The 13,530-nt window shown below is 58.7% G+C and carries 13 protein-coding genes and 1 pseudogene; 8 read left to right on the forward strand and 6 right to left on the reverse strand.

Going from position 1 to position 13,530, the window contains the following annotated elements; all coding sequences use genetic code 11:
- A pseudogene (locus I2D57_RS06840) lies at positions 1-86 on the forward strand (IS200/IS605 family transposase); the annotation flags it as partial.
- Between the two features lie 99 nt (positions 87-185).
- Here I2D57_RS06840 and I2D57_RS06845 read toward each other — a convergent pair.
- The 3 genes from I2D57_RS06845 to I2D57_RS09915 all read right to left on the reverse strand — a co-directional run bounded on the left by I2D57_RS06845 (position 186) and on the right by I2D57_RS09915 (position 5,552).
- Positions 186-4,391 carry a carboxypeptidase-like regulatory domain-containing protein gene (locus I2D57_RS06845; protein WP_195361940.1) on the reverse strand — a complete coding sequence of 1,402 codons (4,206 nt, stop codon included), beginning with the start codon at positions 4,389-4,391 and terminating at the stop codon, positions 186-188.
- 157 nt (positions 4,392-4,548) lie between these two features.
- Complete coding sequence (locus tag I2D57_RS09910) at positions 4,549-4,734, reverse strand: response regulator transcription factor (protein ID WP_271741872.1); 186 nt, start codon at positions 4,732-4,734, stop codon at positions 4,549-4,551.
- Positions 4,719-5,552 carry a hypothetical protein gene (locus tag I2D57_RS09915; RefSeq protein ID WP_229055671.1) on the reverse strand — a complete coding sequence of 278 codons (834 nt, stop codon included), beginning with the start codon at positions 5,550-5,552 and terminating at the stop codon, positions 4,719-4,721. The genes I2D57_RS09910 and I2D57_RS09915 overlap by 16 nt, the downstream gene beginning before the upstream one ends.
- Positions 5,553-6,209: 657 nt before the next feature.
- Here I2D57_RS09915 and I2D57_RS06860 point away from each other — a divergent pair.
- From I2D57_RS06860 to I2D57_RS06875, 4 genes are all read left to right on the forward strand, one after another.
- The gene (locus tag I2D57_RS06860; protein ID WP_006234594.1) at positions 6,210-6,530 is read left to right on the forward strand and encodes a PadR family transcriptional regulator; all 321 of its coding nucleotides are present in this window, start codon (positions 6,210-6,212) and stop codon (positions 6,528-6,530) included.
- The gene (locus I2D57_RS06865; RefSeq protein ID WP_195361943.1) at positions 6,517-7,140 is read left to right on the forward strand and encodes a DUF1700 domain-containing protein; all 624 of its coding nucleotides are present in this window, start codon (positions 6,517-6,519) and stop codon (positions 7,138-7,140) included. Before I2D57_RS06860 ends, I2D57_RS06865 begins: the two co-directional genes overlap by 14 nt.
- A gap of 15 nt (positions 7,141-7,155) precedes the next feature.
- Positions 7,156-7,410: a hypothetical protein gene (locus I2D57_RS06870; protein WP_118081429.1), complete on the forward strand. Its 255-nt coding sequence runs from the start codon at positions 7,156-7,158 to the stop codon at positions 7,408-7,410.
- 231 nt (positions 7,411-7,641) lie between these two features.
- The gene (locus I2D57_RS06875) at positions 7,642-8,325 is read left to right on the forward strand and encodes a hypothetical protein (protein ID WP_195361944.1); all 684 of its coding nucleotides are present in this window, start codon (positions 7,642-7,644) and stop codon (positions 8,323-8,325) included.
- Between the two features lie 528 nt (positions 8,326-8,853).
- Here the strand turns inward: I2D57_RS06875 and I2D57_RS10115 are convergent.
- Genes I2D57_RS10115 through I2D57_RS06890 form a run of 3 tightly spaced genes read right to left on the reverse strand, consistent with a single transcriptional unit; the run spans position 8,854 to position 11,180 of the window.
- Positions 8,854-9,324: an arginase family protein gene (locus I2D57_RS10115; RefSeq protein WP_195361962.1), complete on the reverse strand. Its 471-nt coding sequence runs from the start codon at positions 9,322-9,324 to the stop codon at positions 8,854-8,856.
- A gap of 27 nt (positions 9,325-9,351) precedes the next feature.
- Positions 9,352-10,491: a HAMP domain-containing sensor histidine kinase gene (locus tag I2D57_RS06885; protein ID WP_195361945.1), complete on the reverse strand. Its 1,140-nt coding sequence runs from the start codon at positions 10,489-10,491 to the stop codon at positions 9,352-9,354.
- On the reverse strand, positions 10,488-11,180 hold the full coding sequence (locus I2D57_RS06890; RefSeq protein ID WP_229055672.1) for a response regulator transcription factor: 693 nt from the start codon (positions 11,178-11,180) through the stop codon (positions 10,488-10,490). The genes I2D57_RS06885 and I2D57_RS06890 overlap by 4 nt, the downstream gene beginning before the upstream one ends.
- A gap of 72 nt (positions 11,181-11,252) precedes the next feature.
- On the opposite strand from I2D57_RS06890, the gene I2D57_RS06895 reads away from it, so the two are divergent.
- Genes I2D57_RS06895 through I2D57_RS06905 form a run of 3 tightly spaced genes read left to right on the forward strand, consistent with a single transcriptional unit; the run spans position 11,253 to position 13,295 of the window.
- Entirely contained in the window at positions 11,253-11,399 is a 147-nt protein-coding gene (locus tag I2D57_RS06895) for a CD1871A family CXXC motif-containing protein (protein ID WP_040219972.1), read from the forward strand.
- Entirely contained in the window at positions 11,392-12,294 is a 903-nt protein-coding gene (locus I2D57_RS06900; RefSeq protein WP_195361947.1) for a 4Fe-4S binding protein, read from the forward strand. The genes I2D57_RS06895 and I2D57_RS06900 overlap by 8 nt, the downstream gene beginning before the upstream one ends.
- Before the next feature lie 29 nt (positions 12,295-12,323).
- Positions 12,324-13,295, forward strand: coding sequence for a TlpA family protein disulfide reductase (locus I2D57_RS06905; protein ID WP_195361948.1), 972 nt, complete (start codon positions 12,324-12,326; stop codon positions 13,293-13,295).
- Positions 13,296-13,530: the final 235 nt, after the last annotated feature.

The following is a 13,530-nucleotide window of genomic DNA, read 5'->3' on the forward strand; positions in this document are numbered from 1 at the left end:
TGGCGATCCCGCCGAAGTACAGCGTCGCGAGCGTCATGGGCTACCTGAAGGGGAAGAGCTCGCTGATGATATTCGACCGGCGCGCCACGGGTCAAGATGCACTAGGCCTGGACGAAGTCCGGGCCCGCGCCTTTAGACGCGAGCCCGGGGCCCGTGGGTTATACCCTAAGAGCAAACCACCCTTTTTAAGGGTGGTTCTGATTGCCGTGATCCTTGCCGCTGCCAGAGCCACTGCCGCTACCGGAGCTGCTTCCGCCGGAGCCACCTCCACTCGTGCCGCCATCGCCGTCGACCGTCATCGGGGCGTCGTGAAGTCCTGTCGTATCCGCGTTGTCGCATACGCCGACCTGAACTTCTGAGCGTTCGCATGCCGCGTCGGGCACATGAAGCTCGTGCAGTACGGCACCCAGCGCCGAGTTTGCGCCCGGTCGAATTTCCTCGAGCGTTACGGGATCGAGCGCCACCAGATTACGCGCCTTCGAATATAGCGTTACGCGTTTGCCCACCTCGTCGCTCCAACTCTCGGGGATGGCGAAGCTCATGCGGAACTGTGCCGTGCAACCCGGTGCCAGCACGGCGTTGCCGCTGTCGGCTACCAGCGGGTGCGTTGCAAAACGTGCGCCCAGCGTCTCGAGCGCGTACTTCACGTGTGCCATGTCGTTGGCCGAAGCATCCTCGGCAAGCTCCGGATCGTAGATCGAAGCCATGCGTGCGTTTGCTCCGAACCCGATGGATGCGCTGGAGAACGGCTGGCTGGAGCCCTCTCGGTACAGATCGATCGTGCCGGCGGTCAGCAAGGTGTTACCGTCGTTTCGCACCGTGACCATGAAGGATTCGCCTGCTGCTCCGGGCACCACCGCGCCCGAGGTAGCGACCGCGCCCGTCGGAGTGGCACACGCCACCAAGGGCACTTCGATGCCGTGTAGTTCTGCCTCGCTCTTCTCCGCGCTCACAATGTGCGTGGCGAGCGCGGAGAGCATGCTCCCCGACGTCAAAAATGTCGTTATCTGATCGACGGGATGGTCCAGCTCGCACATCACGAACGGCTCCGTAAACAGATCGCCTGACAAGGTGCTGGCGAAGATGCGGAAGTGCTTGCCCATCACTGCTACCGGGTTGCCTTCTTCGTCGTAGGTTTGTCCCACCTTGCCATCGGTGTTCTCTACATAGAGCACGCACCTGCCGTTGTTGCTTACGCTAAACGATGCAGGGCTACAGCCTGCGGCACCCACGGGCTGCATTGCAAATGCCGATGCGCCTCGCGTCCAAGTAATATGCTGCAGTTGCTCGTTGACGGTTGCCAAAAAGCCCGAATGTTGTGGCCACGGCACCGCGTGGGGTACTGTGGCATCTGGCGACATAACGCCCCAGCCCGCAATGGACTGGCCGATCACGGCGTACGATGCGCAGCCGCAACCGCCTGCAGTCTCGTATGCAACGGGTACCACCATTTTGCCGTTGATATTCTCGGGCGCGCCCAGCTCGATGCTCGACGGTGCCTGCGGAAAGCGGAGGACCTGACGGAACGTGAGACTGTCGCCCAAATCATCCGACCACAGGGCAAAGCATTCCAGCGCAACCTCGGCCTCGCTGCCGAGCGCCTTTTCTGCGGTGGTTCCGTGGCGGTGGAGATAGGCGCCCGACAGACGTCCGTCGACAAGTGTCTTGCCCACCGTGATGCGTGGGCACTGCAGGCAATGGTAGCCATCCTCCTGAAGGCGGCCGCGCGAGATGCTGCGCCACGACGTGTGCGATATCACGCGGGTCTCGTCACTACTTATGCGCAGGCGCACAACGGACAGTATGCCGGATGTGCTCGCCGTATCGAAAAGGGTGTTGTCGCCGGCGGGGCGCTCGCCCGAGACCAGCAGCACGTAGGCGTCCTGGTTTCCCCTCCCGTCTGTATATTCCACCACGTCGAAGTCGTAATCGAATATGCCGTTGCGCTCCACATCGCCCTCGCCAAACCCAAGGGGGAAGTCCACGGGCGTGGGAGCGGACCACGTGCCGTTCGTTTTTGTATGCACCACCAGGCGCGAGCGACCATTCTCGCCGTAGCGCACCGAGGCGATACGGAACAGGCACTCCACGCCGGCAATCATTGCCAGCTTCATGTGAGCTTCGCTGAGCACGCCAGCAAACAGCACGTTGTCGCTCGAGGGCTTGATGCCGCCACGCTCGTCTTCCGACACGCCGGTAGAATTGGCGTTCGGGTCAGCAACGGCGTTCGTTGCCTGACCGATGTAGGTGTACTCATACATCGGCGCGGCGTTTTCGTCGTTCTCTATCAGTGCATGGACGAAATGTTCGACCTGTCCCGTGTCGTCGCTTTCTGCATCCGCCTCGAGCTCAATGCGTGTGACCGCTTGATCCCAATCGCGTACGATTGGTACGACGTTTACGGGGGTGGCTACAACTTCGGCGCATGCGAGCAGCTCGGCATTGGTGACGATGGTGGCCGACGCGATAAACTGCGGCACATCACCTGCCTCGGCATTGCTGGTCGCGCCAAAGCAGGCATCCAGCGTGTAAGGCGTATCTCCACCCAACGCGAGCTCAGAGCGCTGGAGCACATACTGGTTGGCATTGTTCACCGACATATTCCACGAATCGAGGAGTGTGGGCCACGACCCCGACCAAGCCTTGGTGGTCCACTTGAACATTACGAACTGGAGTATCACATCGACATCGACGTCTGCACCTACGCGCAGTCGCGGAAGCTGGTGTCCATCTGCCTTCTCGTACCCAATGAACAGCGTGAGGGATGCGGCGCCGCGCACGGCAGACGAGGCGACGCCCGCAACGCCGGCTCCAAAGGTAACGGCAAGCCCAATCTGGATGGTGAACGAGCCCGATGTGTTTGAATAGTCAAGCGAAATGTTTTTAAAAAACGCCGCGCCGCTGCCGTGCGTGTGGGCACCCACGGCGAGCGCCAGCTTCGCCAGCACCCAAGGGTTGACGTTTAGGAAAAACGGCACCGGGCCCAAGGTGAACTGCTCGGTCCAGTTGAGGTCGGTTTTTACTTGGAAGAGAGCCTTAATATTGCCAAACGCCGGATCGTTGTTGTTGCCCCAAGTTTTGCCAACCCAGTCGTAGGCGAGCGATCCGTACACCTGTGTGGCGATATCCATCGTAAACAGCAGCGTGCAATGGTGGCGAAGGAGCTTAGTGTTCCTTGGATCGGTGCCCGAACCGGCACTCATGCTTTTGTACTGATTCCACTTCCCCTCCATCTCGTCGAGGTAGCGGTTTGCCTGCTTGGCGCCCGACTCGCGCGGCGACTTCTTCCAGTATTCCGGATCCGGATTGCCCGAATCGTTCATGTAGCTGGCCGGTTTGTATCCGCCGCCAAACAGTACGTACCCGGCAAACGAGAAATCGAAGAGAATCGGAAACGTGGGCATCCAGCAGACGAACTTGTTGCCGCCGATGCCGGGGAACGCCGCGGGGAAATCAAACGGAGTGATCTCTTGATCCATGGTGGTGGGGATGATGGTCGTTGAGCCCGATTCTGCCTTTGAGGCCGGTGCGGTGGCAACGGCCATGGGGGATGAGAGCGTGTAGGTTTTGCCCTGGTAGTCGAGCACAAAGCGCAGCTTGCATCCTTCCTCCAGAAGGCCCGAAGCTGCATCGAGGAACTTGTCTTCGAGTGTGAACGTCGCCAGATTATCCGAACCCGATGCACTGGCCTTGACTTGGCCAATTTGCGTGACGGTTTCGGGCGAGCTACCCGTGGCGGGCATTACCTTGTTGATGCACAGCGTTGCCTGCCCGCCCTGCGGCAGATGGGCCTGCACGGTAAAGGCGTGCGTGTTGGGCTGGTCGTTTGCTGCTTCGTCCGCTGGCATTGCCATAAACGTGGCGTCGGCGTACTGGATGTCCCATTCGTCGAATGTGAGCTGTCGAAAGTACGGCTCGCCGTCGGAAAGCGGACGTGTGGGTGCGGTAATGGCGGTGCCGCCCTGGATACGCGCAAGGGGAATCTCGACATCACGGTAGCCCGCCATGCTAATGGAGATACCGCCGTTAAAGTCGTACGCGTCGAGAAGCGTTGCCTCGTCTACGTAGCCTTCCGAAAGAGGCGCGACCTCAAAGATGGCCGTGCCTTCGTCATCGGTCGTGGCGGTGAGCCGCTTGCCTGTAGCATAGCGCGACGTGAGCGTGACCTGGACACCCGCGATGGGCATATTCTTGTTGGCGACGTCGACCACGACCACACCAAACATGGTGCGCGAGAGAACGAGCACCTTGAAGGGGTCCTCTTCGTCGGCATAGGCCGCGGTGGGCGCGAACGGCAATATGAAGGCGTTTGCGCTTCCCGGCACGCGAGGCAACATAATGCTCGCTAGCGAGGACGCTCCAGCAACAAGTAACGAACGGCGATCAAGCATCTTGGGCTCCCATCCCGCAGGTATCGGTGGAAATAATCCAATTTTGCGAGAAGGCACCTCGTGGCGGTAGTGCCGTTCGATGACCAAAATGTCCAATTTGAGCGCGCGAAAGCGTCAGACCCCTGGAGCGCTTTCGATACGACGGACAGTCTGGCCGCTAGCGCAACATGTGGGCGACCAGCTCGGCGCGTGTGCCGATGCCAAGCTTTGCGTATACGCCGGATAGGCGGTTTTTAACGGTGCCCGGCGATACTCCCATATGGCGTGCGATTTCGGCGTTGGTCCATCCGCGGCAGGCGAGCATGGCCATGGTGAATTCCGTGGTCGTTAGATCGTCGGCCACGTCCTCGCCCGAATCGGGGTTGTGGATGCGCCGCCAGCCGTAGCTGAAGCGGTACGTGATCTCGATGATGCGCGCGAAGTCGTCAGGGTATTGCGTTTTAGGCACGCCTCGATGAGCCCCTGTAAAAGGCCGTGGTGCTCGCCAATGAGCTCGATAAGGCCGTCGGGGCACGCAATGTTCCAAGCGGCTCCGAAGTGCGTTTTTGCGGCGTCGATGTCCTTGAGGCTCATGCATGCCATAGAAGCCGACAAGTGCAGGAATAGCTCCGAGATGGGATAGCTTCCCTGTTTCATGATCAGGGCGTTTTCTGCCATGCCGAGACTGCGGCCATATTCGCCGCGCAGGTACAGGGCATGCGCCATCACGTAGCTGGCGAACAAGCGCAGACCTTCGGGCAGATGCGCCGCAAGCGGATAAAACTCTTCGGCGGAATACGGGGAAGGCACGTGCAGCAGGACGCTCGCGGCGGAGGCGAACAGGATATGCATGGCGTGGACGGCAGGCGATTCCTCGTCAGGTGGCGTATCGAGGATGCCCGCAAGGCAACGGCGGGCATCGGCGATACGGTTGAGCGACAGACTGGCATATCCGCAGATAAGGCATGCGGAATAGCGCAGTGCGGGATCGGTGGCGTCAAGATAGGGGCGCGCCGTCTTGGCAGCGAGCGTGGCCTGTCCGCGAAAGTACAGCGCTTCTGCCGTGGCGATGGTGCGTGAATCGGGGTCGGAAATGCCTGCAACCGCAGCGTCAATCTGCCCCGGCACAAAGGCGGTGCACATCAACGGCATGGGAATGCGCGGGTAGCCATCGCAGTCCATCTTCCATCTCCCAACAGCTGGCAACAATTGCAGCAATTGTACTCCTGTTGCTCGGGACTGGAATTTGTGGGTATCGCCTACGATTATGCCGAACGTATAAAGGAAGAGTCTATTGGCGATGCTTCCAAGGTGGCTACCGAAGCCTATCTGACCTTGGGATATAGAAAAACTGCCACCCCTGCAAAAAGCTCTGCCGCAGCGATGGGAAACGCATCTTCTGGGCATTCCGGCGTCTCCAGCCAGCGCTGGACTGCTGCTGTCGCCTGCGCGTTGGCGAGCGGGGCGTGGGGACCGTCCGGCGACCAGCGGTGACGGGCGAGCCCTGCCGCGTACGTGGGACTCCATCGGCGTAGACCCATGACCCCCATGGCATCGGAGAAGTTCACCATGGCGTCCAGGACTTTACCGTCCGGCACGTCCAGCCTAGCGGCTCTCTTGAACCCAAGGTTGAAAGGGGGCGTTGTACAAGGCGAATGGGGCCGAGTGGAAGTGGATCAAAAGAGCGTTACTTGACGTTTCATGCATAATGCCAACCGCCCCGCGACATCACGTTCGCAGCGCGCAGGGGCCGGAGAATCTTCGCGATGAGAGTTGACGTCTAATACCTTGCATCGTATAGTGTGTATAGCATAGTATATGACGAGAGGAGGTGTGCGGATGGAGGCACAGATGAAGCGCGGCTTCCTGGAGGCCTGCGTGCTCGCGGCCGTCTCCGGCGAGGAGTCCTACGGCTACCAGATCGTGAAGGACGTACCGGCGAGCATGGGGCTCACGGAGTCGACGCTCTACCCGCTGCTCAAGCGCCTGGAGAAAGCCGGGTGCATCACGGCGCGCTCCGCCGAGCACAACGGGCGGCTGCGCCGGTACTACCGCATCACGGACGACGGGCGAGCGCGCATCGAGGAGTTCCTGGCCGAGTGGCCGTCCGTACGGGAGATTTACGCATACGTTGAGGGGGCGCACCATGACGCGCGATGAGTTTCTGGGCCGGTTGGGCGAGCTGCTCGCCTGCCTGCCGGCCGAGCAGGTGGAGGAGACCAAGGCGTTCTATGCGGAGGCCATCGCTGACCGCATGGAGGACGGTATGAGCGAGGAGGAGGCCGTGGCCGCCATGGGCACACCCGGCGAGGTGGCGGAGGCCACGCTCGACGACCTGCCCGCCGTGCCGCGCGCGATCGCGAGGACGCGCCGGCGCAGCACCACGCTGCTGTGGGTGCTGACCATCGTGGGCTCTCCGGTGTGGGTGCCGCTGCTCGCCGCCTTCGCCGCCGTGGCCGTCACGGTCTATATCTGCATCTGGCTGCTGGCACTCTGCGTGTGGATCGTCGCGGCGGCACTCGGGGGCGTGGGCGTAGTTGAGCTCCTGCTTGCCGTAAGCGGCGTCACCATCGGCCACTTCCCGTACGCCCTCGCCTCGGCGGGCGTGGGGCTCGGCCTCGTCGGCGTGGCGCTCTTCGTTGGTGCTGGCGCTTGGGCCGCCTTAAAACAAATTGCGCGCCTTTCGGCGCTCTGGGCGAGGAAGGCCGCCTCGCCCTTCTGGAAGGGCAAGGGCGAGAAGGGCGGCGCTGCCGCGCATCTCGCGGCGTAGAAAGGAGTGAGTACCATGACCAGCGCGAAGAAGATCTACCTCGCCGTGGCGGGCGGGCTCGTTGCCGCGGGTGTTGTCCTCGCGGGCATTGGCTTTATCGCTTCGGGCTTCGACCCGGCCGTGTTCACAACCCAAATCGACACGCGCGACAGCACCATCGTGCTCGGCGGCGTCGAGGTGGACGACCCGATGGGCCTCCCCCTCATCGAGCAGCTCGCCAATCTGGGCGAGATCGACACCTCCGGCGTCGCGGATCCCGCCGCGCCCTAGGCGCAGCGAGCCCGGGCGCTCTGCCCGCCAAGCTGCGTAAGCCGGCGAAACCCGAACCTGGATTGGCTACACTGATATGGACAGTTCCGTGAGGGGCGCGAGAGACGGGACTCTGGGGAGATCTTCGAGGAGGAGTGTCTCGACTGGAAGCGCGGGTTCAGTGGAGCAGGAACCTAATCTCTGTCTCTCCTGCTTTTTTGATTTGTTGAGAAGCCGGCATTTGGGGGCATTTTGGATAGCGAACAGTTCAAACAAGAAGCTGAGAAAATAGAACAAAGCCTGAGTGCCTTGAGAGTCGCCGAGCGCAATGCAGTGATTCCCTTCATGAACGGCGACTTTACCCAATGGGATCTATATCTGGCATCCTCCTCTGAGTATGCGATGAGACTGATAGACGGATTCATCTCCATGCTCGAGTCGAGGAATCTTGTTTGCGTCGCCCAGCTTCTCCGCGCACAGGTTGGAGTCTGCCTGCGGACATTCGCATTATTCGCCGCCGAAGACCAGGATGACTTTCTCAAGCAGGTGTTTCAAGGTGTGCCTGTGAACAAGCTGAAAGATTTCTCGGGTGAGAAGATGTCCGATGGAAGACTTCAAGACTTACTCGAGAAGTTCGATCCAAAGGTAAAAGATGTATACAAGGTGACGTCTGGATTCGTCCACTTCTCCATTGATGTTCTGCCGAGCATGGGTGTGCCTGGGGAGGGCTATGAGGTCGAGTTTAATTTTGGAGCCGAGCCCAACGAGAGAAACAATGCGCCTCTCGTGGAATGCGGCAAGGCGTTCTGCCACTATGTCGACCTGCATCTCCAGATGCTCCATAAGGTGATTGCTTCGGATGAATGGTATGCCGATCGATTCCGTATCGATTCCGATGGTCCTGCAGACGAGGCCTCGAAAAGCGAGAAGGTGTAGGTCGAACGCATTGACGCTGCCTTGACAGCATCCCGATATGATAACGAATGGGAGGTTCCCTGCGAAATGTGCGCCTCTGTATATTCTCGCTAGGACGCCCTCGACCGATAAGGCATCGTTGAGTTCAATTTGAGTTCAGCTCGGGTGCCTGAAATCGCCCAACTCTGATAAAAGGGGAGACGACGGTACACCACGTAGACGAGAGGCTATGGAAGTGCACGATTTGATTATATTGGCGCGCTAAACCGCCCCGCTGCCCAACTTGAACTCCGCTCACGCGTGTATGGGGCTGCGAGAGGTAACGGCCTGCGGCCTCCTTTGTGTGCTCGATGATATCTTCGAGCATGCCGGGCATGGCGGAGACATTCGCTGCAATCCAGCCGTGTTCAAGCGCCGTTTCGGATAGGAGCGAGAGGGGGCTGTCTTGCCCGTTTCCCTTGCACCCGTAAAGATGGTTGACAGTTTGGGATCTCCCGGGTCTTTAGCTTTTACCGTGCTAGATGCCTCATGGAAACTGTTGGACTTTAATCAGACAGACCCAGCATGTCGTTTTCCTCCATGAGGACATCGGCTAAAACCGCAACACCTATGCTTGTTTAAGCAAACTTCCTGATAGTCGTGGAGCTGCTGTAGCCCGACATGCAGGACATCGCTCGGCTTAAACACCGGATGCCGCATCCGCGAAACGAGTTGCGGTGCACCCTGTTCCAAAAGGTTGCCAAGTACCATGGCGTGAGCGTTGGGGTAGCCATCATTCAGCGTGGATACATCCGGATGCGCATAGATCCAGACGATTCCAACGTTCTCGTATTTCCCGTGCAGGTAATCGAAGAGGGCAAGCGACGCCATACAGTTGCCGCCGACGGTCACGACTCTGTCGGGGTTTTCTGCCGTAAGCTTCCTCTGCGCATCCTGAATTCCCGCCAGGACTTCGTCCTCGGCACAGATGCGAACTGCCTCCCATTTCTCATGTCCAAGTTTTGGGACGCGTTTCGCAATGCCGAGTGGGACCCCTGGACAGTCGGATCACGTGGTGGCCCCCTTTGAGAGGGTCACGAGCATGGTAGTACCGTTCTCGGAACTTTCTTCGACCTCTACTGTGCCACCGTGAAGCGCTGCAATCTCCCAAACGAGCGCTAGTCCGAGTCCTGCGCCGCCATATGCTCTGCTGCGGGATTTGTCTAGACGAAAGAACGGCTGGAAGATGCTCTCTCGGTACTGCTTGGGTATTCCCGGGCCCTCATCTTTGACTCGCAGGATCACGTGGCTGTCGTTGTCGCAGATGGAGACGTTGACAGTCGAGCCGGAGCGGCTGTAACGGATGGCGTTTTCGACCAGATTAAACACCAGCCGGTAGAGGAGCGTATCACTTCCGATTACTAAAGCGTCTCCAGCACAATTGAGGGCTATGCCCTTATTTTCGGCAAGTGGCGCAAGGTCGGTGAGGACCTCTTCGGACAGGGGGCCGAGTTCAACATCGTCCTCGCAAGGAACGCTGCGGAGCTCACTCATCTCAAGCAATACCTTGGTCATTCGAGACATGCGCTCGGTTTGTTCTTGTAGCAGGCCGAGCAGCTCGGCTGTTTCGGATTGCAGACCGGAGTGCTCGGAGATGAATAGTTCAATCTGTGCTTGCATAAGGGCGAGCGGGGTGCGCAGCTCGTGTGCGGCGTTGCCGGTAAACTGACGCTGTGCAGAGAATCCTTCGCCAAGACGGGCGATCATGTCGTTGAAAGAGGCGCTGCATTGTTGTAGCTCGGTGGGCACATCTTCACTGAGTCTGATTTCGCTTAGGTTGTCAGGCTGCACACGCTCAACCTGGGCTGCAAAATCCCGTAGCGGTTTGAGCGCACGGCCGCTCACAAAGTATGTCAGCACGCCGCCAAGGAGTGTGACTCCAGCCGTGATGTACCAGGTTGTCGTGCCAAAAGACTCCTGTGCGTCGTTTACGACGATCGTGACCCTGTCATCGGGGGTCGCTTTCGTTGGGTCGAACGCCTGGGGCGAATCTTCGCCGGTTGCGTTAAAGGCCGAGATGTCACTGCCGATGGCATCCATATAGCGCATGCCCGTATAGCCGACCAGGCAGTTCGTCAGCACGCACGCCGCACACGTCAGCAGCGCCGTCATGATCGTTATGCGCCATTGCAGCGAAAGCCCTTTCATTCGCTATCCTCCATAACGTAGCCCTCTCCAATCCGATTGCGAATCGGGTCGTATCCCAAAGCGCTGCGCAACTTTTTTCGGAGCGACGAGATGTGAACGCGGGTTGCGTTGCTAAAGCTGTTCACGGTGCTATCCCAAACGTGCTCGATAAGCTCCTCTTGGCTTACCGGTCGCCCCTGATTAAGCATCAGGTATTCCAAGATTCCCGTTTCCTTGCGTGTAAGAGATAAGGCCTCGCTGCCCACGGAAGCGATGCGCGCCTTGGTGTCAAAGCGGAGCTTTCCACAGGTTAATACTATGTCGCTTTGTGCAAAGCGCCTGAGGGTAAGGCTGCGGATCCTTGCCGCAAGCTCGTCAAGATGAAACGGCTTGGTAAGGTAATCGTTGGCGCCGGCATCGAGTCCGGCGACCTTGTCGGCGACCTCGCCGCGTGCGGACAGAATCAGTACCTTGGTCTCGCAGTCGGTTTTCCTAAGTTCCCTGAGCACGGTCATGCCATCGATACGGGGAAGGTTGAGGTCGAGTACCACGAGGTCAAAGACTTCGACGCCCAGCAGGTCGAGCGCCTCCTGTCCGTCGTGGCAGCAGTCGACGCTGTACGCCAAGTTTCGCAAGCTGCGCGCGATTGCATCGCACAGCGCTCGCTCGTCTTCGACGATCAAAATACGCATAACAGTCTCCTTGCACATTCCAAATCGCGCTTAACACGGATTTTATAGTCGATATGGTCCAATGGTCGCGTAACGAAAGGAGTGGTCAGGTTGTTCAAAGCGGTAAAGCCCGTGGTACAGGTCGCTTTGTTGATCGTCGGAATTGCCATGGTGTGCTTTGGCGTTATGCGTGGCGAGGCAGATGCCGTGCTGGCCAAAGCGATTAGGCTGTGCTTGGAGTGTATCGGAATTGGATAAAAGAGAAAACACTGCGTCGCATGTTTTGGCTCGATTTCGCGGATTCATTCAGGCGGCGGCGACGCTCGTCACCAACATTCACCTGCCAAACTTTGCCAAAGGCGGCATCTATCAGGGCGCGGGAAAAACAGTCTGCGTACCTGGACTTAATTGCTATTCGTGCCCCGCGGCATCGGGTGCGTGCCCCATCGGGTCGTTCCAGTCGGTGGTGGGCTCGTCCAAGTTCAACTTTTCTTACTATGTTACCGGTACGCTCATTTTGCTCGGCGTGCTGCTGGGACGCTTTGTATGTGGCTTTCTGTGCCCGTTTGGCTGGCTGCAGGAGCTGCTGCACAAGATTCCCGGCAAAAAGTTCTCCACGAAAAAGCTCAAGCCGCTCACGTACATCAAGTACGTCGTGTTGCTGTTTGCCGTGGTGCTGCTACCCGTCTTGGTGGTTAACGATGTGGGCATGGGCGACCCGTTCTTTTGTAAGTACATCTGTCCGCAGGGCGTACTCGAGGGCGCCATTCCGCTGGCCATTGCCAATGCCGGCATTCGATCTGCGTTGGGACATCTCTTTACTTGGAAACTTGCCGTTCTCATTGCCGTGGTAGTGCTGAGCGTTTTGTTCTACCGCCCCTTCTGCAAATGGATTTGTCCACTCGGCGCATTCTATGCGCTCATGAATAAGGTATCCCTGCTGGGGATTCGGGTCGATGCATGCAAATGTGTCTCGTGCGGCAAGTGCTCAAAGGTTTGTCAGATGGACGTTGATGTGGTCCGCGCGCCCAATCATGCCGAATGCATCCGGTGCGGAAAGTGCATCGGGGCCTGTCCCGTCGATGCCATCAGCTATCGCTATGGCCTGGATGTGTCGGCGGAAAAGCTCCCCTTGACCGCCGATAAAAAGTAAACAAGCTTCGACAAAACGGAGGAATGACCATGAAGCTTTCTAAGATTGCGGCCCTGTTTATGGTGCCGGTATTGGCCTTGTGCCTTGTGGCGTGCTCGGCACCCGGTGGCAATGCGAGTGAATCTGCGGGCTCCGATCCTAAGATCGCAGAACTTACTGCGCAGAAGCCGGCCAATGCCGACGAGGCCGCCGAGTTGTATGCAAAACTCATGCAGAAGGAGAACGAGATCTTTTCGAGTGATAACGCGCTGTGGGAAAAGGTATTTAATGCGGCAAATAAAGACTCGGCAATGATTGAGGACGGCAGCAATTACGGCGATTTTCTGCTCAAGACCATCGACGGCGCCAAGGATGAGTTCACGGCGGATGAGCTTAAGACACTCAAGGCCGGTGCACAGCAGATCAAGGAGATCGAGGACAAGCTCGAGAGCCTGGAGAAGGAGTTCCCCGGCTGTGGAAGCACGCCGAGTGCAGGCGAGAGCGTCGACGCTTCGACCGCTGGCATGACGGCTGGTGCCAATGCTTCGAGCGAGGCGACGAAGTTCCCCAGCTTTACGGGCAAGGACCTGGATGGCAATGACGTGAACAGCGACGAGCTGTTCTCTAAGAACAAGGTCACCGTCATGAACTTCTGGTTCACCACTTGCAAGCCGTGCGTGGGTGAGTTGGGCGACCTTGAGGACCTGAATAAGGAGCTTGCCAAGAAGGGCGGCCAGGTCGTGGGCGTCAATTCCTTTACGCTCGATGGCAACAAGGGCGAGATTGCAGATGCCAAGGACGTACTGAGCAAGAAGGGCGTGACATATAAGAACATCTGGTTCAAGTCGGATAGCGAGGCCGGTAAGTTTACGTCAAATTTGTTCTCGTTCCCGACAACGTATGTCATCGATCAGAATGGCAACATCGTAGGGGAGCCCATCGTGGGCGCCATCAGCTCCGCTGAGCAGCGCGCAGCGCTCGACAAGCTTATCGACCAGGCGATTGCGAATAGCGAGCAGTAGAAAACGCGTAAAGCATGGCGATGATCGTGCACCGCTGTGCGAAGTAGTCCGCTACCTTCCAAGATAAGCTCCACCATATAGAGGTCCCGCTCGGGACCTCTTCTTTTGGGCGCCGTCCCGTTCGTTTTTTGGCGCGGTTTGTTACATTCCTCACTGGCGTCGGCAAAAAATGGGGATAGAGTAGGACAAACGCGTCGAATACGAACGGCGGAGGAGAGCGGGCAGGGTGCCTGCG

It is taken from the genome of Collinsella aerofaciens, from assembly GCF_015553355.1.
In the GTDB taxonomy this organism is placed as follows: Bacteria; Actinomycetota; Coriobacteriia; order Coriobacteriales; family Coriobacteriaceae; genus Collinsella; species Collinsella aerofaciens_V.

Coding starts and splice junctions, on each gene's coding strand:
- I2D57_RS06865 (WP_195361943.1), top strand. CDS start 6,517: ATGACGCGCGATGAGTTTCTGGGCCGGTTGGGCGAGCTGCTCGCCTGC.
- I2D57_RS09915 (WP_229055671.1), bottom strand. CDS start 5,552: ATGGACTGCGATGGCTACCCGCGCATTCCCATGCCGTTGATGTGCACC.
- I2D57_RS06860 (WP_006234594.1), top strand. CDS start 6,210: ATGGAGGCACAGATGAAGCGCGGCTTCCTGGAGGCCTGCGTGCTCGCG.
- I2D57_RS06845 (WP_195361940.1), bottom strand. CDS start 4,391: ATGCTTGATCGCCGTTCGTTACTTGTTGCTGGAGCGTCCTCGCTAGCG.
- I2D57_RS06870 (WP_118081429.1), top strand. CDS start 7,156: ATGACCAGCGCGAAGAAGATCTACCTCGCCGTGGCGGGCGGGCTCGTT.
- I2D57_RS06905 (WP_195361948.1), top strand. CDS start 12,324: ATGAAGCTTTCTAAGATTGCGGCCCTGTTTATGGTGCCGGTATTGGCC.
- I2D57_RS06885 (WP_195361945.1), bottom strand. CDS start 10,491: ATGAAAGGGCTTTCGCTGCAATGGCGCATAACGATCATGACGGCGCTG.
- I2D57_RS06890 (WP_229055672.1), bottom strand. CDS start 11,180: ATGTGCAAGGAGACTGTTATGCGTATTTTGATCGTCGAAGACGAGCGA.